Below are 21,352 nucleotides of genomic sequence, written 5' to 3'. Positions count from 1 at the left end.
TAAAGTGAAAAAAATGCGGGGAATATCGCTGCTGAATCTGGTGTTCTTTATACCCGGAATTCTGTTAAGTGTGTCCGTATGGAACAGCTACAACCGCTATATCGGGAATGTCGATGAATACCTGCCGACTCCGAAAGGGGTTTATGCGCTGGATGAGGGGAACAAAGCTGTGGGGGTTTTTGAAAAGGACCTCGGCGAAGAGGAGTTTACGGCTCGGCTGTTTGATACCGCCACCGGAAATGTGCTGAAGGAGTTCGTCATGGACTCCGACTTTAGCGGGGAACTGGGACCGGCGGTATATCAGCAAGGCGGTGTGATCATACCGACGTATAACACCAGCAACGGGCTGCGGATCAACTTTATCCGCCCGTCCGGGGAGGTTGAAGAACTGGCAAGATCAACGGTGCACATACCCGGGGGAATGGGCTCGGGGACTTATTCGTGGCGCGGCCGGCTGATTGTGTCGGGGGAAACGATAGGGCAGGCGCTCTATCTGGCCCAGGTGAAAGACGGGAAGCTGCAAATCGCGAATTTCAATAAGCCCGATCTACTTCCGGCGAGACCTGTTAGTGTGAACGAAGTTCACCGCAGCTTTGAGAACGATCAGGCGGTCCCGATCTTTTCGGTGAGCCTGAAAGACGACAGAACCGCGTTTGTCAGCGGGATTATGGACAAAAACGGGCGGCCGCTCGTACTCCTGCAAAACAAGGAGGAGAACACATTCGACGCGGAGGACCGGGCCGGGGCGAGTTTCGCCAAGCACTTCGGCTTCAACAACACGAAGCTGGTCCGGGAGAATAGCGACTATCCCGGGAAGGCCGTGTTTTATAACGCGGCCAAGAGCGAATGGGGAGCCTCTGTACCGACGCCCAAACCGGTTTATCAGGCCAAGGTTTTTCTGCTGAACGACCAAGAGGTGCTGATTGCCGGATCGACGGCGGAAGATGAGCTGAACGGGACTGTGCTGGGCTATGTGTTCAATGAGAAAACCGGGAAATACAGCGATGCCACCGATTTGCTCGGAAAGCTCTCTTATGAGGATTTGAAAGGGGAGGATATCGAGTTCCACAAAGAACCGGACAGCGATACGCTTTACTATGTAAACGGTGAGCATGCGGCGGCGGGATTTGTCAATGTCAAAAGCCGGGAGGCCAAGGTGTTCGGGGGCGATCTGGTCAGAAGCTGGGTGGTCGCCGAAAACGAAACGCGCGTATCGTTTTCAAGCTTTTGGAATTACGTAAGGCAAGGCGGCCCACTCGTGATCAACTGGGCGGTTTGGCTGTTTATTCCGTTGGCCACCATCTTCAGCGGAGCTCTGCTTCCTCGCCTATTGAGTGGAACGAGATCCAAAAAAATCGCCGAAGGTGTAGCGCTGCCGGGCAAGATCGTCGATATGCGGGAAACGGGCCTTTATGTGAACGAGCGGCCGCAGGTCGGGTTTACCGTCCGGTTCGAGGACGAGGGGCAGGTTAAGGAGATCGAAATCAAGCAGGTCATCTCGTACCTGAATGATATTAAGGTCGGAGATCCTGTCATGATCAGCTATAACCGTAAAAAGAACAAGGCCGTGTTTATCACGGAAGAAGATCTCAAGGACATGGGGCAGCAGCCGGGAACGGAGCCGGAAATTATCCGCAACGCGGTTCTGCGGCGGATCGAACCTTACGGCAGGGTGAACCGGGGACAGGCGCTGCAGCTCCACTTTACGGCTGACGGGCGCGATTACGTCGTGCCGGTGGTGCAGCCGCCGGGGTTCGAATACCGCGTCGGCGAACGGGCTTCCCTGGCGCTGATCCAGGGGACGGTGCGGCTTTACAGTTACGGAAACGGAGGCAGTTTTGAAAAGTCGGAGCAGTTTACCCTGGAGGGCGAAGTGCTCCGCGTGGAGGAGTATCCGATTACGATCGGGGGACGGAAGCTCATGCTGTTCGAAGTTCTGCTCACGGAAGGTTCGGTGCCTCTTCGCAAGATAAACAGCCTTTATGTGCCGCGGGAACTTCCGGTGAAAGCCGGCATAACGGTTCCTGTCGCGATGCGAAAAGACGACTACTTGAAGGAAGTCCGGCTGCATCGCGGCGGCAAGCAGGGAGCGGCGAAGGTGACCTCGGTCCAGTACGACGGCACGCTGGGGGAACGGCCGCTGGCCACGATCACGCTGGAAAGAGGCGGCATGACCTACCGGATGACCCAAACGATCGAACCGATGTACGGGGTGGAGGTCGGCGACGAACTCTGGATCGCTTATGACGAGGCTTCGCGGGAGGCGATCATCGTCAATTACTCTTCGATGTAAGGATCTTTTGAGGCGCTATTTTGTCCGATTCGCTGGACGGCGTGATATAGCGGTCTTTTGGAGTCTTAATTTGAGGGATTGCGGGCCTAAACCTGATTTCGGAACCCGTATCAGGGAAATAAGGCGCTTTTGGACCGCTATTATTCCCGCGAAGCCGAATCGGGCCGAAATAGCGGCCCAAAAGGCCGCTAATACGGTGAGTAGGGGAGCCTAAGGCTTCCCCTACTTGCTCTACTTGCTCCTCAACAGCTGAACGAGCTTCTTATAGTAAGCCGCCGCGTCCTTATACTTGCGGAGCTCCTCGGAAACGACGGCCAGCGTCTCGTACAGCGGCTCCAGCCGATTGGCCTGCCGGACCGATTCGTAATAGGGCAGGCAGGCCAAAGCCTGTTCCATAAATGGCTCGTACCGGCCTTGGGCCAGCGACAGCCGGCTTCGGTAAAACAGCAGCGACATTTGCTGGTCGTCGTTATGTGCGGTCCGCGCAAGCATGGCGATCTCGCTCTCCAGCAAGGTCCACTGCTTCCGGCTTACGGCAAGCTCGCAGCGGTATACATGGATGAGCGGCCGGAACTGAACCCGGACCTCCTCGGGTTCCCGGAGAGTTATCTCTTCGTAACGGGCGATCTCCTGTTCGGCCTTGTCGTGTTCGCCCAGCAGGATCAGCATAATGATCCGATTGTTGATCAGCGCCGGAAACAACTCGCCTTGGTTGGCGGCGTAAACCAGGTTGGCCTCGGCCATCGTCAGGGCAAGGAGCGCCTCCTGAACCAGTCCGACCGAGAAGTTATAGCCGCTGTAGGCGATATAGAGTTCGGACAGACGATGGAACCAGCGTTGCTCATAAACGTGTTTCATCGTATGCTCAAAGGTCCGCTTCGCCTGGTCGAATTGCTTTAAATAGATGTAGGATTCCAGCATAAAATTTTGCGCCGTAATCCATATTTCCGTTCCGGGGTCAAGCATGTCCGCCAGATATCGGGACTGGTTCAACGCCTCGTCATAACGCCCTTGGGACCGGAACAGCTGGATACGGTAATAGTAGAGAGCTTTTTTCGCAGGCATCGGCAGTTGGGGCATGCTGTTGCCTTCGAGTCGGCCATATTTTTCGAGGAAAAAATCCAGGTAGTTCCGGTGTAAATAATCGTAGGCTATCGTGTTATTCCACTGCTGGTAGTAGACGGCTTTCATCAATGCGGTCGTCAGTTCGACGGTCAGGGTGTCGTCCTTGTCGGGGAGCTCGCCAACCTGCTGTTCATCGAGGGTGGCCGCCGACCGTGACAACAGGTCGAAGACCGCTTCCGCCCGCGATAGCGTTTCCTCCGACACGGACGAGGCCTCCAGCAGGTAAGCGGGGGTGACGCTGAGCCGGCCCGCGATTTGTACCGCCAAATCCTCGGGCAGCGGGTAGCGCTCAGCCAGAATGTTGGCGAAATGGGCCTGCGTAACCAGGCCGTTCACCAACTCCTTGCGGGCGATCTCTCTTTTTTTGCACAAATAGTCGATCCGTTCCTTTAACATCAGGCTTCGTGCATCCTTTCCGTTAAATGTCATCCCAAAGTATACCATAGTTTTTTTGGCTAGAAGGAGGGACCTCGTTTGAAAAATCAGTTGAATCGAATCCGCCGCAAGCTCGTGCTGGCCGCACAAGCGGACCCGGATTGTCGGGTATTCGGAGCCAGGTCCCATCGGTATAGGCTGAATGAACGGCTGAGTCCCGTGGAGCTGCGGCGCTTCGAGCAAACGCACGGCATCGTGCTGCCCGCGGAATATGCCGCTTTTCTGACGGAGATCGGGAACGGCGGGGCAGGCCCTTACTACGGGATTCACCCGCTGGGGACCAAGCAGTCCATAGAGATGGACCGCATGGGGGAGCCTGCGGCCCTGCGGCCCCAAATGAGCCAGGCTGCCATGGACGGGGAGCCGAACGATCCCGATCCCAACACCATGAGCGACGAGGAATATGACGACTGGGTCGCCAAGTGGGTTCAGGGATTGCTGAATATCGGCGAACAGGGGTGCAGCTATGAAACGATGCTGGTCATAACGGGCGAATACCGGGGGAAAGTGGTTTATCTGGATCTGGACAGCCACCGGTCCTTTTTTACATATGAAGAGCATTTTCTGGATTGGTACGAGCGTTGGCTCGATGAGACGATCGCCGGTTACGACGACTCTTGGTTCGGCATGGGCCGGGGCGGAGACGATCGCGCGCTGCTGGACCTGTATGCTGCGGCGACGGAAGAAGCGGTCAAGCTGGAGGCGTTGGAAGGGATGCTCAAGCTGCCGGAAATCGCCGATGAAACGGTCCTTTTTCTGGAGGAGCTATGCCGGGAGAGCTCGGGGGAAGCAGTCCGCCGGGCGCTGCAGGTGCTGGCCAAAACCAGGTTCGACCGGGCGGAACCGCTGATCCGGCACAAGCTGAACGGGACGGAAGCCGAAGGCCGCCTGCTTGCTCTGCAGTATATCAAGTGGTACATGCCCCCGGGAGAGCAGCGATTCACAGAGGAGATTGTCCGTTTGCTGCCGCGGGAAACGAATGCGGAGGCATTTCGCTTTATGACGTACATTTTGAACGATGCCGGCGTGGACATGGTGGCCTGGATGCTGCCTTTTTTCCGTCATCCGGACAAGGAGTTTCGCATACAGGCCGTTTATCAGGCGGGGAAATCCGCAAGAAAGGCCGAGTACCTGTCCGATTTCATGACAGCGCTCGAAGATCCGGAGGTCCGTGTGCAGCACATCGCCGTGCAGGCGTTGTCGGACGTGCCCGACCCCGTATTGCTCGAATCGTATGAACGGCTGCTCTGGCAGCATAAGACGGACCAAGATTATATCCGTTCGAATGTGCGCCGCCGTCTTGAGGAGTTTGGGTTTGCTGCTAGGGAGGAGATGGAACGGAAAGTGCCCGCTGCTTTGACGCAAGTACGAGGAATACTCAGAACGATATTGGACCCTGACCGGAGAGGGAGAGAGCGCTAAATTATGGAGGTGGAATCATCATGACCGAACGTATCCCTTGCAAAACGGAAGGATGCAAAGCAACCATTTTGCCGACCACGGCCGCCAAAACAGGCGGCTACTGCATGCCCTGCCATCAGTGGCAGGAACAGCAGAAATATCAAGCTTACATCGAGCAGAACCGCAAAACGGTGAACTTGTATGAGGGTCTGACGGATCCGGTGGAAATCCTCAAGATCATGCATGCTCCAAGGCGGCATGACCCGCTGATCCAATATGTGCGTTATCCGCTGAAGAAGGAACGGGTCTATGTTTCCCTAACGGCCGATCAGGCCGGACGGATGCTGGATTATGCGGTGGAGCTGTTGAGCGGGAGCGGAGACGGGGATAAGGATATTGCGGAAAATATCCTGTTGGCGCTGGTATGTTACCGGAACGAAAATATCGCCGGGGTGCTGCCCGAGCTCATGGAACGCGGTATCTATTATCCTTCTATTTTGTATAAGGATGCGCCCGCGGAGATCAGGAACCGCCTGCTTGAGCAGGTGGAGCAAGACGACGAGAACCGCAATCATGTCCTGCTGATCTTAAGCTGGATCGGCGATTCCGAGGTGGTCGGCCGATTCCGGGAATGGCGGGTCCACCCGCCGCAGTGGGCTGAGCGGCTGTATGTCGCGCCTGAAGTTTATGCGCTCGAAGCGGGCTGGGAGCTCACCTCCGATGGTGCGCGGCGCGATTTGATTCATCCGCCGAATTATGCGATTGCCCTTGCGGATGAGCCCGAGCCGAAGCTGGGGCAGGCTGATGCTGACGGGCCGCCGGTGGCAAGCTTTCTGGTCCTGGAAAGCAGTTCCTCCGTCTGTCCGTGGTGCAAAGGGAAATTGACCGCGCTGATCGATGTGGACGCTTCTCATCCGTCCGTGGCCTATCTCGGTCTGCCGACGGAACGTCTGCGGGTTGAAACCTGCGAGCGCTGCGGCTGTTTCGGCATCATCTACATGGAGCTTGATTCCCGGGGCGTCCCCGTCTGGAGCCGCTTTAACGTGGAGCCGGACTACCTGCCGGTCTTCGATCCGGAGGACAGCGAACCCTTCGATGCGGCGGGAAACGCAGGCGAGCCTACTCTGTCTGAGACGCCGCGATCCCCGTTTTACGCCGCAGAGTGGGGCATGTCCCAACAAGGCTCGCAAATCGGGGGGCATCCGGGCTGGGTCCAGGATGCGGAATACCCGCAGTGTCCCTGCTGCGACCAACGAATGCGGTTTGTCGGCCAAGTGGACTGGGATGATTTCGACATGGGGGAAGGCGTTTTCTACATGTTCGTGTGTCCCGAGGACAGGCTGACCGCGAGCGTGTATCAGCAAAGCTGAGCAGTGTAAGGGACGGTAGCAGCTAATAGCAAAAGTATAAGGAAGGAGGCTAGTCTATGTATATTGATTTTTCGATCATGGCCTCGATTTCCGATTTGGTATTGTATCCGGACGAGCAGCGCGACGAGTATATCCCTCATCCGAATTTTCAGGCGGTGATGGATGCGCTGAGCATCCGCGTTCCCGTGGAAGCCGTTTATGAGCGTTATTTTGATAATCCGGTGAACACGGGGGATGTGCTGGTATTCGGCAGGAAAGAACAGCCCGGTATTTGTATCGTTTTGGACACTTACCGTGATCCGCTGGACCAGTTGGATATGATTCGTTTTGGATGGCGGACCAAGGAAAATATAGAGAACGTTCAAAGGTTGTCACGGCTGTTATATGACGAGTGCGAGTACGCGGTATGCTATTCGGAGGGACAATCGGTGCTGCTCGATATGCTGCGTGAAGACAAGTATCCTCGTAAATTCCATTATATTACGTTGTTTGAGCAGAAAATAAAAAGATACTTGCTATGATTGCAAAGCCAGCATTAACAGCTGCTCCAATCCAGCGCGCCACATCAGAGGACCTTGATAACATAGAATACCTGCATATGTGTATGTTTTTTTTCTGTTTGGAACAATGATTTCAAAATTCCTGCAATTCTGCAGGGATTTTCGACGAAATCGGCTCGTTTCTCTAAAATCGCCAGAAATGCCTGCAGATTTGCACCTTTTTTCGAATCCCCTCAGGGACCGGACTGAAATTACCTGCAGATTTGCATCTTTTTGAAGTTGGAAGGATCAGAAAATGCGCTAGGCCCCTTGATCCCCGCGGGTTAAATACGATTTTTCCCTACTACGATGTCTGAAGGGGCACTAGTACATGGGGAGTTGCTGGACGGCAAAAGCGTTCGACTTAAAGAGGTACGGCGGAGTCAAGTCCCCGATTGTCCGGGGATAATCAGCTTGTTTTTCTGTCGGGACAAAAAACGGCCTTGTCAAAAGAGGGCTGTCCCTTATAGGACAGCCTCTGCACACCGTCAATCGCCGCGTCAGGTGGCGGGTGAGGATGTAGCGGCCGGTTCAGGGGACGATCCGCCGTTTTCGGAGCGGCTGGTCTCAAATTGCTGTTTGGCCGTATCGGAAATCTGTACGGTATCTCCATGCTCATTCGATACTTTATCTCCGTTCTCCGAGTCCTCCTTCGGCTGTACCTCCGCGTTCCCTTTAACTTCAGGGATATTGGCGAAAAGGGTCCCTACCGATTCCTGCTCCATCCGCATTTGCATCATTCGGGCCATCTTTCGTTTCTCTGCCGCGGAGGCGCCGTTTTGGGCGATGTGCATAAGCTGTTCCAATCTGGACGAGGGAGGAGATGGCGTGGAAGCATTCGACTTGAATAGGGATAGCGATTCAAGTTTCATGTGGAAAACACCTCCTTTAGTTGAGAATAGCTGCCACTCCTTGTTTATCGGCTAAATGGTTGGAATATTTAACCTGAAGGATTGTCGCTTACCAGTCGAATCTATCAAAAAGGGAGGAAGTCTAAGTCTATGAATTGGAATGAGGTCAGCCGGACGAAAGACTTGGATACGGTCCGAAACGCCGCAGCCGAGCTGGACGTAAACGAGCGGGACGATCGGGGCAGAACCCCGCTTATGCTGTTTCTGACGAATCGAATGCCGATTGAGGCTATTGAAGTGTTGCTGGACGCGGGAGCGGACCTGGAGGCGGAAGACAAGCTGGGGGATACGGCGCTCAAAAAAGCGGTCAAATTCAAGCAAAAGGAAGCGATCCGCAAGTTGCTTGAGACCGGTGCGAAGCTGGATTCGGCGAAGGGCATCCTGGCAACCGCCTGGAACGCGGCCCGCGGGAACAAAGAGATCGCCGATATGCTGATCGGGACAGCCGGTGCTGTCCGCCTTACATTGACACCGCAGGAACAAGAGGTCGTGGACGATATTTTGTATGAAGAATCCGGCAAAGACATGTGCGACAAAATCCGGCGTCTGGACTCCCCGGTTCTGCTTCATGCGGTCGTGGGCGGTTACAACTGGGACGACGGCCCGGAACCGATGCTCTGCGCATTCGCCAACCCGGCTATCCCGGAAATTACGCTGTTCGATATGTACGAGCTGCTGGATGGGGATTACTGGCTGGAGAAGGACGAGTCGGAACTTGCGGAGAGCCTGGAAGGGGAGCTTTGGCGGGAGCTGGCTCTGAAGTTAAGGCAGCGGCTGAAATTAGACGAAGAAGCATAGCATAAGCGTCATTCTATTTTTTACCCCTATTAATTATTTCACGGGAGGACAGATCAATGAATCAGGCGGTGGAGGCTTTTCTTAATGAGGTTTGGCAAGAAGTCATGGCGATTTACACCAAGGAAAGCGGGCGGATCAACGAACTTGAGCCCCGAAGCAAGCTGCAGGCAGGAATCATGGATTATCTTCAGGTGGCCTGGAGGAAGGGCAAATTCACCTGGGAAGCGGGAAAAATTCACATCGATACCTATGAGCCGTTCTCCTGGAGCGATAGTTCATATAAAATCGAAGCGGGTCCTTATATTGCGGAATTGACCGACGAGCAGCTAACGGAGGATTTTTTCCCTGCCTTGTGTAATCGGATAGATCAACTGTTTCGCTCGGAGGAGTTCGGTCCGTCCTTTTTTGATTTCCGGTTTCAAGTCGTGTTTGAATTTGAACGGGAGGCGTCCAAAATTTCGTTGAGCCGCCGACTGACAAATGAAGCCAAGCGGACGGAACTCCGCAAAACGCTGGAGCATTTTATTCAAACTCAAGTTCTTTCCGATTCACCCGACAACATGCCGAGGGAGAAGGACCTGTTCTTCTTTGCCGATCATTTGGTCGATCCGGAGCTGATGCGGCAGGAGGAGAAAGAGATCGACCCGCTGATCCGCCGGCTTTCTGCAAAGCTGCGTTCCGACCCGAGCCGCCACGACGAATGGGACCGGCACTGTACCGCCGCCTTTAACAGATGGGCGCAGGAGTATTTTTTACCGCGGTATTTCGATCGTATCCGTGACTATGGGAACTACTGGACTTTGAAGGTGGGACAGGATCTGCAAGCGGTTGACGGCGGTGAACTGGATTTCTTCCTGTATGCCGCCCTGCAGGTGGGGCTCAACGAGCCGAATAACCGTCAGGACTATTTGGAGCTGGCGGTTCAATTGGGCTCGCAGCGGGCCGCCGATTATTTGAAAACGGGCAGCGGGAAGTTTGCCAGCACCTATCGCGGAGAGAGGGTCGAAGGCAAGAACAACGATGTGACGCGGACGATCGAAATTCGGATTCTTTCCGAAGAAGCGTCGGCTTACGGAGAAGCTTTGGACTATATCATCGGCCTATTGCGTCAGGGATTTCCCAAAGGCTATCAATTGAAGCTGAAAAGCAGCCAGAAGCATTTTCTGCCGCTGAAAAAGCTGGCGAAATCCAAACTGCACCAGTTTTTTGCCAACGCGCTCAGTTATCCGGTCCTGTTCCCCAAGCTGGCGGAATATGCCGACATCGCGATGGAGGAGTTTGCGTGGTACGAGGATGTGGAGCCGGGGGAAAAATCGGTTATGCCGGGCACCTACGCCGTTATGGGACTGGGCTTATACAGCGAAGCTTATTTTCCGTTGGTCTGCCGCTATATGGAGCTGGTGGATACGGAGCATCAAATGGTACAGGACAGCTATGCGGAGGCGTTTATAGAGGCGCATGGATTACAGGCGGAGCATATGCCGGTATTTGTTGCGATTTTGCTGGGGGGCAATGACGAGGGCAGGCCGGTGAAAAATGCCGTCATCGACACTCCCGAGCTTGCCGAAGCGCTTGTCCAGGCGTTGAAGGGCAAAGAGATTCATGAACGCGAGCTGGTGCTGTGCCGGATTTTCGGGAACGTCAAAAAACTGGCCGCAGCGGCCCGGAAAGCTCAGCCTCCGCTGAAGGAAGGCCTGGAACAGCTGGTGGCGCTGCAAATGTTGACGCTGTTGAAGTGAACTCAAACTTCAGATTTGAGCGAAAAAGAGCCCGCGCCATTTGCGCGGGCTTTTGCTTATGCCACTCGGTTAGCGGAGGGCCGGTCATTCTGATCTGCCGGCCTGCCGGCCGGACGAATCAGGCTTCCTTCAATTGTCCGATCAATTCGGCCGCGGCCAGATCCGTAAACCGTAGCCGCTCGTGCTCCTTGACGATCCGCCCCTCCTTCAAGCGCAGGTCCAGCCAGCCGGAGATCCATCCGGGCGCATAGCCGCCTTGGCTGAATTCCCCCGCGCCGAAGGCGATGATGCTGGGGTAAATGTCCAGGTAGCGCTGGCGATCCGTATCCGGATAGGACTTGGTGTAAAGCCAAAACTGCACGTCATACATCAGGTACGAAAGTTCATCCGCATGAAAGGAAAAATGGCCTTTTTCTTCGACGATTTGCGTGCAGATGCGGCGGATTTTTTGCTCGATCTTTTCCACTTCCGTCACTTGGGCGCACAGTTCCGCGAGTAAGGGAGAGAAACTGCCGTGAGCTACGTTGTGCAGATCCGTGATCTTATCTTCGTCGGAGGTGTCGTATTCCGAACTATGCACGAGTCCTCTAATAAACGCCTCGAAATTTTCGGCCACGAAGGTAATCTCGTAGTCGTCTTCCTGATCGATATGAATGACCTCCGGTTCGCCATCCGGCCCGCAGGCCCGGTAGTCCAGCATGACCAGATCATGGCCTGCCGAAGGGCAGTCGCAGATCACCACGCCGATATCGGGATATCCCCATTCCTCGATCATAAACTGGCTGCCGAGATCCCCGCAAAGGGAGTAGCTTTTTTCCCGGCCGATGCCCAGGATGCCCGAAATGGCGATATGGTCTTCGGCCCAGGAGGTCGCTTCCTCCATCGGAAAGGAGGTATTCTTCGGAATTCCTCCGTTTTGCTGCTTCATCAGCGCGATATAGGATGCGGGCAGTTTGTATCCCAGCTCCTTCTCTACCGAAGCGATCATTTCATCGGTTGGCGGCGCGGAAACGTATTCCTTCCTGGCGTAGTCGCTGTCCTCCCAAAAATCGGCGAGCGGCATCCCCGCGAAAGGGACATGGTCCTCGCTCTCGCCCCCGGATTTCGAGGCGGCCTCCCGTTTGGCGGCAAGGCGCCGCTCCTGCCGTTGCTGCTTCTCCGCTTTCCCCCGGCTCATTTGCAGGAAATATTCGAAATCCGGATCGCCGGGTTCAAGCTGGTTCGAGGCGGCGAAGGATTCCGCCGCTTCTTTATATTTTTGCAAATGATAGAGAGCGTAACCGACCCGGTAGTGCCACACCGGATCCTGCTCTCCCGCCTCGGCGATGGTGCCGAGTTGAGCGAGGGCCTCCTCGTAAAGCCCCAGATTGTTATAGGCTCTGCCCAAGCGGCCTACGGCTTCATAATCCCACTCTTCTCCGGGAATCGCCAGAAGGGTGTCGACAATTTGCTGATGCTCGTCTTCCTCATGCCATCGGTTCAATTGTTCTATAAGCGTTTGGTCCATGATATCCCCCGATATTGGTGTAATTATCCTATTATATCAATTGGAGAATTAAACCAGCAGGTCCAAAGGATTCATCTTTTACAGGCGCAGGATTCGGCGATAATGCAGATAATCCAGTCGATCCACCCAATCGAGTTCGTTCTCTTTCAGGTCCCGATAATAGGTTGCAACCGGAAGGTACCCCCAGAAAATCCCCATCCCGCCGCAAATGTTGCAGCCGCCGTCCCCGCCTTTGCCGGATGCGGCGCCTTTCGGCGAGACGACCAGCTCAACGCGGTAAGGATCGCCGAGGAAGCATAGACCAAAGCCGTTGGGAAGCTCGAGGTCATAGGGCCGGTTTTCGTCCCCCTCTTCCAAATTAAATACGGTAATTTCGGGCCGGTCCAGTTCGCCGAAATGACCGACCTTCATCGTATAGTCAAAGCTGTCGCCCCATGGGAACAGGGTGCGGCTTCCGCCTCCGTAAAGGTACTCCCATTCGTCTTCCGTCAGGATACTGAAGGGCTTCTCCAATTTGCTGACGGACCATTCCGCAAAGTCCGCAGTATTTTCGAACAGATAGATCCGAATCCGGTCCCCGTCGCGTTCCAGTCGGTAGGACTCACTCACTTCATAACTTAAGGATATGGAGTCTTTGAAAAGAGGCAACTGCTTCCTGATATCCGCGTGCTTTTCGGGATCCAGCTCCGGTTCGGTTACCTCGGTCCACCCGGCGGAGCGCGGAGTCCTTTCCACCAGCATCGGGCCGATTACGGCCGTGCGCGGCGGGGACATCTGCTCCTGCAGCACCTGGCCCGCCTCCGACGCGCCCAGCCCCATAGCCTTCAGTCCTGTCAGCAGATCGTCCAGGGTGGCCTGGTCCATATCGCCCGGCCATTGATCGGTGCTCCAGCCTAGCGTAACCTCGTCACCCGGAACCCAGAGGAATTCACTCCCCTTATACGTAAAAATACCCGTTTCCAGGCATTGTCCATAGCGCTCAAACCGTTCGATTCCCCGAAAGGAGAAGCCCTCCGGCAGTCTTCCTTCCAACTCGCGCATGAGGCGTTCTTTTTCCGGCCTGTTTGTATTTTTCCACTCCGCGCGTTGCTGTGTGATCATGTTAACCTCCTCCATCCCGGCAAATAGGGTCTGCCCATGTAACCACTAGTATATCTTGGGGCAGTAGGGGGCTTCAATGATTCTCGCGGCCCACGGCCCGCCTGTACTTGCCAAATGCTTGATTCGTTCGTAGAATCCAATTATCGCCAATATCGATATGGTTATGTTGAAATTTTCAGAAAATCGGATGATAGGCAGATGATAAAGAAATGCGTTTGAACACCGAAATAGAGGGAGCATTGAAACAGCTTAAACGGGAATGGGAAAAGGCTGCGGATTTGCTTGATATGGCGATTCTTGCGCCACATGAGCTGGAGCGGGCAGCTATATCGCCGGTTCGATCGGACAATTACGAAAAGCCCTGGAGAAAGTGAATCGACGGATAGCTGAAAAAGAGGGACTGGTGCATAACCGGAAACTGCCGATCGCGGTCACCCGATCCGAACTGGACAAACTCGTGGCTGAAATTGTGGCTGAAGATGAATATGCCGACGTCGAGATATGGGAAATGATGCTGGCCCCCGCGTACGACGCAGCCCAGACCTACGAGGACAATCTGATCGGGCAAATTCGGGATTTGCTTGAGCAAGAGATCGAAATCCGGGAAATCGCCGACAGGCTCCAAATTCCATTGCAGCAAGCCTACGGCTACTATAAGCAAACCCGGTCCTGAGACCGTTTCAACTATTACCGTCAGGCCGGTCGCAACGTCACGGTCCGGATTGTGGCCGAGCTTCTAACGGAAGCCCTAGCCGCTATATCGTCCAAATCGGCCGGTTGCGGAATCTAACGGAAGCAGTAGCCGCTATTTTGGCAAAATGAGGTCAATTCGACGGGAATGAGCTCAAATAGGCGCTACCAGTTCCGTTAGAAATCCGGAAGCGCCAATCATCGCGAAATAAGGGCTATTATTTCCGTTAGGCCGCCGAGCAGCCTGGACCTCGGATAGAGCCACCTCGAAGCTCCAACTTTCGTAAAAGTGTGCGCAGCTCAGGCTGACGTAAGTGCCTTGCACGGCGTGGGCCTTCGTCAGCGGCGCGGGCCGGATTTTGGGTAAGCCCGCCCTGAAGGTGCTCGGTAGCCGTCTTATTATGTAAAATAAACGGGAGGTTAACGACCAATGGAGCATATGCTGAATAAATCCAGGGAATGGAATCGCACGGGAAGGTATGCGGACACGATCGCGTTATGGGAGCCGGTACTACAAGATATAAGCTCCCGAAACCATCTGCAGCATGGCACGATAATCCTTCCCGGTTTGTATTTTTATGCGGAGGCGGCGGTTCTGCATGGCGAGTTCGCCAAGGCCGCGCAGGCCGCCCGGCAATTTGAGGAGATTTACCGGATGACTGCCGAGGCTAATCAAGAGGAATTGGGGGAGGCTGTGCATATGAAGAATATGCTGCAAGACATGGCCTTCCTATTTTCGCGGGAACGTGAGAAAACGGATTGTCTGCGGAGTTTCGGCGGATCGTTGGAGTACGGAAAACCTCAGCCGGTATGGGCCTCCAGGATCAAATACTTCGTGGCGCTGGCGGACTACCTGGATTACAACGTGGTGGATGCCGAACGAAAACTTTTGGAAATTTCCGAGGAAGAAGCAGCGTTTTTCGCCGGCCCGATCGATGAACTTCGTCAGAAAATCAAGGAGCGAAGCCGTCTGGATTATAAGAGTTTGAGAGCGAGGCATCAGGCTTTTATCGAATTGGGAGATTACGAGGAATGGATCGTACAGGTGAGTTTGAACCCGGATGCTTCATTGCTGGCGGTCATGTATAGAGACGGTGAGCTTAAAGTGCTGCGTACGGCTGACGGAGAAGAAGTATGTTCTTTTTCGGACAGTAAGCCTCTTTTCCAAGAGGAAAAGGCGGGCGAAGCCGGCCTGGCGTTTAGCCCGGATTCCCGGTATCTAGCGGTAGGATTGGGCGTAGGGATCGTGAAAGTTTATGATTTTGCGAAAAAGGAACTCCACGCGGAATACGCCTACCCCGGACTGGATTGGGAGCAATTGGAGCGGAACGCATATTATGAGGAGTATACATACGTGGCATTTAGCGAGACAGGCCGTTATTTGCTGATTGTGCCGACCGCAGGCAGCTATGATCCTCAAGGCGACGACGGTTACGGTATCCCCGAACCCTACCGGACCTTCTACTGCGTGGAGTTCGCAAGCGGGGAGGTTATTCTGCAGCACACCTTTTCCGAGAAGTGCAAAATTGCGGCGGTCCAAATGAGCGCGGACGAACAGTTGCTGGCCGTGGGGTGCTTCGGGAAGGACATAACGTTATGGGATATGACAGGTCGGGCAGTGTATGGGGAAGACGATTTTGTCTGGCTCGGTTTGCCGTCCCGGGTAGGCATGACGCAGACGGTTGCGTTTAGTCGGGACAGTAAAAAGTTAGCGTATGCGTCGCGGCAGGCTGTCCGGATCATTCATCTGACCGGGGACGATGCGGATGCCATTCTCACGGAGGATATCCCGATGCCGGAGAATTCCGTTTGCGGCGCCCTCTGTTGGGATTCGCAAGATCGTGTCATTTTTGCACAATATCGTCATAATAGCCCCTCTCGCCTCCTCCGGTATCGGAGCGGTTCGGAAGGGATGGAAGTGCTGCTCGATCAGGGCCTGTATGATGTGGAGGGAATTTACGTCAGCGAGCAGCACGAAGAGATGTGGATCTATGATTCGCCTGTCGTTCAGGTGAGAAATTACACGACGGGAGCCTTGGTTCAAAAATATGACCCCTATCAGTGGTCTTATTCATCGTATATGATTTCTAATCAAGTGTTCATTCAGCCTCGGGCAAGCATGGCCGCCATTAGCCATAAAACGAAAATCCGGCTGGGGTAAACTGTAAGCAAAAAAACAGGCTATAGTTCAACGGCGCTCCCCGTCCAGCATACGAGCTTGATCAAGCAACACCCATTGATTGACTTCGTCATAGCCTTTCACAACGGCTTCCAGCTTGTGGCCAGGATACATCCATTCCGGCGGAGATATTTTTCTTAAGGAGGCTGTATCCGCTAAGCCAACCGCCCGATCTTCAAACATATCGACCAAAGTACCCTGCGGAAAAAATGCTTCAATGCTTCCCGTGATTTTCATTCCGACAGGTAAAGCTTGTTTGACTTGCCGCCATTCCTCCAGAGTAGCCAGCAAAATTTCGGACCATAGTCCCTCAAACCGGGCTTGGGGGATCCTCTCGTAGTAAGCGTCGGAAAGATCGATCGGGCGCTCGGCCAACATGAAATGATAGTGCTCATGCTTCCGATGGGAAGAGATCCGGGTGCCGTCCTCTTCGATAACGATTTGTCTCAGGGCGATGCCGTCCGAATCGACTTCAAAATAATAGGTTCCCAATTCGGGCTCTTCGCATGCGCGTAGATAGATCATGAGTAGTCACCTGCCGCTCCCTATTAGTATAGTTCTGCATTCTATTATACAAATTAAATAAGAAGAAAGCCGCCAAAATGGTTGGCGGCTTTCAAAACTACCCGTTGATTCCCAATGTCTGATAGAAATTCTCCATATTCCGCTCAAACAGGCCATCGGTAAGCGACAATTGTTTCATCAGACTCTGCATGCTCTCTTTATAGGCTGAAAAAGAGCTTGTGTCCACCGAGCCGAATCGGTTAAGCGGACGAGTTTGTGGCTCCGACTGCCCGGCACGGCTGGCCTGATTTCTGTAATCCTTTGTCCATTGCGGATTTTGCGGTATCTTCTTTACAAAATCAAGGAGGATTTCCAATCCGTTTCCGCCGCCCGCTATATCTTGTTGAAACTTCTTATAGCTTTCCGGATCGGACCGTTTCATGAGCGATTCCGGATTAATATAATCCTCCGGCGCGCCCGCAGGGCGTTCTTCCGGCATCGCATAACTTACTTGGTCTGTCTCAGGATCGACGGATCGCGTTAGGGCAAGGTTGGCAATGGTATTCATGGTGTTCAGAAACTCATTTGCCTGGTCGCCGCTCATATACTGGTCGGCTATGTATTTCGCCTGCGATAAGCCGATATCGATCAGCGCGGATCGCTGATCATCATTCCATGAGTCGGAAACCATAAAGTTGGATTCAATGATGCCGTACACCGCCTTGGATACTTCCTCGGGCTGTCCCTGCAAAACCCGGTTCAGCGATTCGTTAATTTCTGTCGTTCCGTAATACTTGGCGGGTTGTGTTTTGATCGAACCAGCCGCCAGTTCGCGTCCAGCCTTGCTAATCTCGACCCGATCATGGCTTAACAAGCCGTTAAAATTGCCTCCCCGCAGTTGCGGCGGTACAGTTGCTCGATTTGACAGGTCCAGTCTGGGAAGCGAGAGGCTCGAGTGATTACCACTACTACCCGTTATTTTCATACAAAAACCTCCTAATTTTTACCTCACTCCCCTATATATCGGAGGATGATGCGTGGGATTGAATAGAGGATAAGGTGCAGGAAGCAATTAATTGACCTAAACCGCGGCCAGCCATGCGGCTCCGCCACCCGCAATCGTGAGGATAAACCCGGCCGCAATTCTCCATTTATGCTTTTTATCCAATCCCAGTTCGCCGATGACACCGGGCAGAATCCATTTGAAGGCGAATAGGGAGAAGAATCCCTGCACAACGCCCAATAAGACGAGTTTCTTGGCCTGATCCAAATAGACCTCGGCGGGGGCGGAACGGGAAAACGCCAAGGTTCCTCCGGTACGCGCGCACCAGTAAGTGATCATCATATAAAGAAGGATCATCAGCAGAGTGAAAAAGATGGGAAGCGATTCTTTGACCATGTCCCGGACCTTGGTTTTCTCGGAGCGCTTGAATTGAGGAAGTCCGATCAGATAGAACACCACTCCCATAATTAAAATGCCGCCTCCTATGGCACATAGGGCGCCATTTACGACCGCTCCCGCCATCAATAGTATAAATAGCATTACGCTCCTCCAATCTGCGCTTTGTGCCGAATGCGGCAATTCTCATTGTATATGCGGAAGAATAGCGTGTGTCAACACCGCTAATCGACAGGTCCCCCCCACTTCCAGGTGAAAATTATGGTAAATTTATAAAAGTAGTCTATTAAAAAAGGGGAGAGTTTGATGAATCGCCATGCGCAGGAAGATTTCCGCTTTCAAGTCGATCTTAGCGGAATGATCAATATTTTGTCCAATCACCTGTACAGCAGTCCCAAGGTTTTCTTGCGGGAATTGCTGCAGAATGCCGTAGATGCCATTACCGCTATGCGGGAGATGGAGACATCTCATCGGGGACAGGTGAGAGTAGAGGTCATCGGGTCCGGCAGCGGAGCCACGTTGGCCATGGAAGACAACGGGGTGGGCCTTACCGAGGAGGATATTCACGAATTTCTCGCGATGATTGGCCAGTCGTCGAAGCGGAAAGACGGAAAACTCGTGGGGGAAACTTCATTTATCGGCCGCTTCGGCATCGGTTTGTTGTCCTGTTTTATGGTAAGCGATGAGATCGTGCTTCTGACCCGGTCGGCAAAGGGTGGACCTTCGCTGGAATGGCGGGGAAAACCGGACGGTACATACAGTATACGTAAATTGGAAAGTGAGCTGTCCATGGGCACAAAAGTTTATCTGCGGTGCAAGCCGGGCAGTGAGTTGTACTTTGAACCGGCGAATCTGGAAGCCTGGCTTGGCGATTACGGTTCCCTCCTGCCGTATCCGATTGTGCTCGAGGCGGAGGGGACCGGCAAGACCATCAATGTCCCTCATCCGGATTGGATGAACAACCTGTCGCTTGCGCAAGGAAGACGCGAGGAGGTTCTCAAATTTGGCGAACAACTGCTCAAAGAGCCGGTTCGTGATTTTATTCCGCTCACCTCTTCCTCCGGCGGGACTTGCGGAATCGCTTATATTTTGCCATACGCCGTCAATCTAAGCGCCAAGCGGTCGCATCGCGTATACCTGAAGTATATGCTTGTTTCCGAATCGGCGGAGAACATTGTTCCGGATTGGGCCTTTTTCGTAAGGTGCATCATCTGGACGGATGAACTTCAGCCGACGGCTTCGCGGGAGCATTTCTATGAGAACGAGAAGCTGGAGACAATTCGCGGAGAACTGGGGGAATCGCTGCGCCGGGAGTTGATGGCGTTGGCTGACCGGGACCCGGAACGACTGAAAGGAATCATTCAACTGCATGCCTTGTCTATGAAAGCATTGGCGGTGGAGGATGAGGCTTTCTTCCGCATCATTCACCGCTGGCTCCCCTTTGAGAGCAGCTATGGCCGCAGAGATCTGGGGGAACTGCTGGATGAAAATGATGAGATTTACTACACGCTGACGCTCGATGAGTATCGGCAAATTACGCACGTGGCTTCCGCGCAGGCCCTGCCGGTCATCAACGGGGGATATGTCTACGATGCCGGCCTGCTCGAAGGCTTGCAAAGTCTATACCCGCAAAAAAAGATCGAGCGGCTGCTCCCGGAAGACGTCTCCTTCACCTTCATCGACCTTACGCCGGAGGAACGGAGACAGTACTACGAACTAACCCGGGATGGGGATGCGGCGCTGCAGCGCTTTCGCTGTCGCGTGCAGCTCAAACGGTTCAAACCGTCCACGCTCCCTTCCTTGTTTACGCTATCGAAGGAATCCTCCGATCTGCGGAGCCTCATCGCCGCGGAAGAGGTAAGCACAACGGAATTATCGTCGATTCTTAATACCTTGAGCTCCACTTATGAGGATCAGCTCTACTCGACCTTGTACTTGAATTTGGACAATGATGTCGTGGCCCGGATTTTTGGCTCCGGGAATCGCGCCATCCTGATTGCCGCGATCGAGATGCTGTATGTCAACGCGCTGATGATGGGGCATTATCCGCTGAACCGAAAAGAAATGCAGGTGCTGAACGAGGGGATTTTGCGCTTTATCGAATTGGGCTTGTCGGCCTATAGCGGGGGAGGAGAGCGGGAATGAGCATGGAGCTTGATTTTGATCAATTATTGGACGAAGCTATGGATATGCCGGATGCCAACGCCAAAATAGCTCTGCTGGAGCAGGCCATCCGCTTAGCCGATACAGCGTGTAATATAGAACAAGGATATGAAGCGCGGAGCAAGCTGGTGAAGGCAGCGGCTTTTAACGGCTATCCGGTTAAAGCGTTGGTTGCCTTCTCGTGGAAGCTGGGGCAGTACGATAAACACCCTGAGCAATTCGAGTATGATCTGCATGACCTGATATGGTCATACAAATGGATTCTGGAGGAAATTTCTTCGTTACCGGACATTCAGCTTGTTCAGATCCATAATTTATTGGAGGATTTTCATCTTCGCTCCAAGAAGGCCGGTTATTCGGAACGGACTTATCACTACTACCGTTTCAGTCTGGCTCTGTTGACGGGAGATCTGGAAGAGGCGAAGCAATCTATGGACAAGTGGACCGCGGTTGACCGGGATTCGCTGAGTAATTGCCTTGCTTGCGAGCAGGATATCCTTGTGGAATTTCATTTCCGCTGGGGAAACGATACGCAGGCTCTGGCAGAAGCGAAGCCAATCCTGGACAGGTGGATGAGTTGCGCCGAAGTGCCGCAAGTCACCTATCCCAAGCTGTTAATGCCGCTGTATCGTACCGGACGGCTGGAAGAAGCGGCCAAACTGGAACGTAAGAGCTATCGGCTTATCAAGGGAAAACGCGACTTTATCGAACCCGCGGGGCTGCATATGGCTTATCTGAGCTTGACTGATCCCTTCAGGGGCCTGGAGGTATATGAAGCCTTCGCGCCGTTAACCCACAACCATGAAGATATGCTGTCCCGCCTTATGTTTGACGGCTCGGCGGCTGCCTTGTTCAAGCGGTTGGCCCGCGAGCAGGTGAAATTCGACATCCGGCTGCCCGCTTACATTACCGATCCCGCCGCATCGAGCGATGTATCCTTGCTGTCGGACATCTACACCGGACTCGCCCTGACCGCCGCCGGGAAATTCGATACCCGCAACGGGAATCGCTTCTACACCGATTATGTGCAGCAGCTTTTGGCCCGAGTGGCGGAGTAGTGTAAGACAATAGATCAAAAGACGGAAAGTCCGCGTGAATACGTGGGCTTTCCGTCTTTTTTGGTATTTCTTGACCATTGATTTTGGAAAGTGAAGTGGTCAAAATAGAACTATTGCCATAGATGACGAAATTGTAACCT

At 53.7% G+C, this 21,352-nt stretch carries 17 protein-coding genes; 10 read left to right on the top strand and 7 right to left on the bottom strand.

Annotated elements, in window-relative coordinates; genetic code table 11:
- Positions 1-4 precede the first annotated feature (4 nt).
- A complete protein-coding gene (locus tag V4U84_RS19180) occupies positions 5-2,293 on the top strand; it encodes a hypothetical protein (RefSeq protein ID WP_334077753.1) in 2,289 nt (762 codons plus the stop codon).
- A 231-nt stretch (positions 2,294-2,524) separates the two neighbouring features.
- Here the strand turns inward: V4U84_RS19180 and V4U84_RS19175 are convergent, their stop codons facing one another.
- Positions 2,525-3,814 carry an XRE family transcriptional regulator gene (locus V4U84_RS19175; RefSeq protein WP_334077752.1) on the bottom strand — a complete coding sequence of 430 codons (1,290 nt, stop codon included), beginning with the start codon at positions 3,812-3,814 and terminating at the stop codon, positions 2,525-2,527.
- A 78-nt stretch (positions 3,815-3,892) separates the two neighbouring features.
- On the opposite strand from V4U84_RS19175, the gene V4U84_RS19170 reads away from it, so the two are divergent.
- Genes V4U84_RS19170 through V4U84_RS19160 form a run of 3 tightly spaced genes read left to right on the top strand, consistent with a single transcriptional unit; the run spans position 3,893 to position 7,145 of the window.
- Complete coding sequence (locus V4U84_RS19170; RefSeq protein ID WP_334077751.1) at positions 3,893-5,275, top strand: SMI1/KNR4 family protein; 1,383 nt, start codon at positions 3,893-3,895, stop codon at positions 5,273-5,275.
- 20 nt (positions 5,276-5,295) lie between these two features.
- Complete coding sequence (locus tag V4U84_RS19165) at positions 5,296-6,624, top strand: DUF1963 domain-containing protein (protein WP_334077750.1); 1,329 nt, start codon at positions 5,296-5,298, stop codon at positions 6,622-6,624.
- 56 nt (positions 6,625-6,680) lie between these two features.
- Positions 6,681-7,145: a hypothetical protein gene (locus V4U84_RS19160; protein WP_334077749.1), complete on the top strand. Its 465-nt coding sequence runs from the start codon at positions 6,681-6,683 to the stop codon at positions 7,143-7,145.
- 518 nt (positions 7,146-7,663) lie between these two features.
- Here the strand turns inward: V4U84_RS19160 and V4U84_RS19155 are convergent.
- Positions 7,664-8,035: a hypothetical protein gene (locus tag V4U84_RS19155; RefSeq protein ID WP_334077748.1), complete on the bottom strand. Its 372-nt coding sequence runs from the start codon at positions 8,033-8,035 to the stop codon at positions 7,664-7,666.
- 129 nt (positions 8,036-8,164) lie between these two features.
- On the opposite strand from V4U84_RS19155, the gene V4U84_RS19150 reads away from it, so the two are divergent.
- Both V4U84_RS19150 and V4U84_RS19145 read left to right on the top strand, forming a co-directional pair.
- Positions 8,165-8,872 carry a DUF4274 domain-containing protein gene (locus V4U84_RS19150; protein ID WP_334077747.1) on the top strand — a complete coding sequence of 236 codons (708 nt, stop codon included), beginning with the start codon at positions 8,165-8,167 and terminating at the stop codon, positions 8,870-8,872.
- Between the two features lie 56 nt (positions 8,873-8,928).
- A complete protein-coding gene (locus tag V4U84_RS19145) occupies positions 8,929-10,611 on the top strand; it encodes a DUF6138 family protein (protein ID WP_334077746.1) in 1,683 nt (560 codons plus the stop codon).
- A gap of 118 nt (positions 10,612-10,729) precedes the next feature.
- On the opposite strand, the gene V4U84_RS19140 is transcribed toward V4U84_RS19145, so the two are convergent.
- Both V4U84_RS19140 and V4U84_RS19135 read right to left on the bottom strand, forming a co-directional pair.
- Positions 10,730-12,118 (bottom strand): SMI1/KNR4 family protein, encoded by a 1,389-nt coding sequence (locus tag V4U84_RS19140; RefSeq protein ID WP_334077745.1) that lies wholly within the window; start codon positions 12,116-12,118, stop codon positions 10,730-10,732.
- Positions 12,119-12,196: 78 nt separating this feature from the next.
- A complete protein-coding gene (locus tag V4U84_RS19135; protein WP_334077744.1) occupies positions 12,197-13,219 on the bottom strand; it encodes a hypothetical protein in 1,023 nt (340 codons plus the stop codon).
- A 403-nt stretch (positions 13,220-13,622) separates the two neighbouring features.
- Between V4U84_RS19135 and V4U84_RS19130 the strand changes: the two genes are divergently transcribed.
- Both V4U84_RS19130 and V4U84_RS19125 read left to right on the top strand, forming a co-directional pair.
- The gene (locus V4U84_RS19130; RefSeq protein ID WP_334074935.1) at positions 13,623-13,892 is read left to right on the top strand and encodes a hypothetical protein; all 270 of its coding nucleotides are present in this window, start codon (positions 13,623-13,625) and stop codon (positions 13,890-13,892) included.
- A gap of 447 nt (positions 13,893-14,339) precedes the next feature.
- Positions 14,340-16,070 (top strand): WD40 repeat domain-containing protein, encoded by a 1,731-nt coding sequence (locus V4U84_RS19125; protein ID WP_334077743.1) that lies wholly within the window; start codon positions 14,340-14,342, stop codon positions 16,068-16,070.
- A gap of 27 nt (positions 16,071-16,097) precedes the next feature.
- Here V4U84_RS19125 and V4U84_RS19120 read toward each other — a convergent pair whose 3' ends face one another.
- The 3 genes from V4U84_RS19120 to V4U84_RS19110 form a co-directional block, all read right to left on the bottom strand.
- On the bottom strand, positions 16,098-16,613 hold the full coding sequence (locus V4U84_RS19120) for a hypothetical protein (protein WP_334077742.1): 516 nt from the start codon (positions 16,611-16,613) through the stop codon (positions 16,098-16,100).
- Between the two features lie 97 nt (positions 16,614-16,710).
- Entirely contained in the window at positions 16,711-17,577 is an 867-nt protein-coding gene (locus V4U84_RS19115) for a hypothetical protein (protein ID WP_334074938.1), read from the bottom strand.
- 96 nt (positions 17,578-17,673) lie between these two features.
- On the bottom strand, positions 17,674-18,135 hold the full coding sequence (locus tag V4U84_RS19110) for a hypothetical protein (protein WP_334074939.1): 462 nt from the start codon (positions 18,133-18,135) through the stop codon (positions 17,674-17,676).
- 162 nt (positions 18,136-18,297) lie between these two features.
- On the opposite strand from V4U84_RS19110, the gene V4U84_RS19105 reads away from it, so the two are divergent.
- A complete protein-coding gene (locus V4U84_RS19105; protein WP_334074940.1) occupies positions 18,298-20,136 on the top strand; it encodes an HSP90 family protein in 1,839 nt (612 codons plus the stop codon).
- On the top strand, positions 20,133-21,212 hold the full coding sequence (locus V4U84_RS19100) for a hypothetical protein (RefSeq protein ID WP_334074941.1): 1,080 nt from the start codon (positions 20,133-20,135) through the stop codon (positions 21,210-21,212). The genes V4U84_RS19105 and V4U84_RS19100 overlap by 4 nt, the downstream gene beginning before the upstream one ends.
- Positions 21,213-21,352: the final 140 nt, after the last annotated feature.

Source organism: Paenibacillus sanfengchensis, from assembly GCF_036864765.1.
Taxonomy (GTDB): domain Bacteria; phylum Bacillota; class Bacilli; order Paenibacillales; family Paenibacillaceae; genus Fontibacillus; species Fontibacillus sanfengchensis.
This window is presented reverse-complemented; position numbering and strand designations above follow the sequence as displayed.

Bases quoted from the DNA above. Each gene is read 5' to 3' on its own strand.
- V4U84_RS19175 (WP_334077752.1), bottom strand. From the start codon at position 3,814: ATGTTAAAGGAACGGATCGACTATTTGTGCAAAAAAAGAGAGATCGCC.
- V4U84_RS19165 (WP_334077750.1), top strand. From the start codon at position 5,296: ATGACCGAACGTATCCCTTGCAAAACGGAAGGATGCAAAGCAACCATT.
- V4U84_RS19160 (WP_334077749.1), top strand. From the start codon at position 6,681: ATGTATATTGATTTTTCGATCATGGCCTCGATTTCCGATTTGGTATTG.
- V4U84_RS19155 (WP_334077748.1), bottom strand. From the start codon at position 8,035: ATGAAACTTGAATCGCTATCCCTATTCAAGTCGAATGCTTCCACGCCA.
- V4U84_RS19150 (WP_334077747.1), top strand. From the start codon at position 8,165: ATGAATTGGAATGAGGTCAGCCGGACGAAAGACTTGGATACGGTCCGA.
- V4U84_RS19145 (WP_334077746.1), top strand. From the start codon at position 8,929: ATGAATCAGGCGGTGGAGGCTTTTCTTAATGAGGTTTGGCAAGAAGTC.
- V4U84_RS19140 (WP_334077745.1), bottom strand. From the start codon at position 12,118: ATGGACCAAACGCTTATAGAACAATTGAACCGATGGCATGAGGAAGAC.
- V4U84_RS19135 (WP_334077744.1), bottom strand. From the start codon at position 13,219: ATGATCACACAGCAACGCGCGGAGTGGAAAAATACAAACAGGCCGGAA.
- V4U84_RS19125 (WP_334077743.1), top strand. From the start codon at position 14,340: ATGGAGCATATGCTGAATAAATCCAGGGAATGGAATCGCACGGGAAGG.
- V4U84_RS19120 (WP_334077742.1), bottom strand. From the start codon at position 16,613: ATGATCTATCTACGCGCATGCGAAGAGCCCGAATTGGGAACCTATTAT.
- V4U84_RS19115 (WP_334074938.1), bottom strand. From the start codon at position 17,577: ATGAAAATAACGGGTAGTAGTGGTAATCACTCGAGCCTCTCGCTTCCC.
- V4U84_RS19110 (WP_334074939.1), bottom strand. From the start codon at position 18,135: ATGCTATTTATACTATTGATGGCGGGAGCGGTCGTAAATGGCGCCCTA.
- V4U84_RS19105 (WP_334074940.1), top strand. From the start codon at position 18,298: ATGAATCGCCATGCGCAGGAAGATTTCCGCTTTCAAGTCGATCTTAGC.
- V4U84_RS19100 (WP_334074941.1), top strand. From the start codon at position 20,133: ATGAGCATGGAGCTTGATTTTGATCAATTATTGGACGAAGCTATGGAT.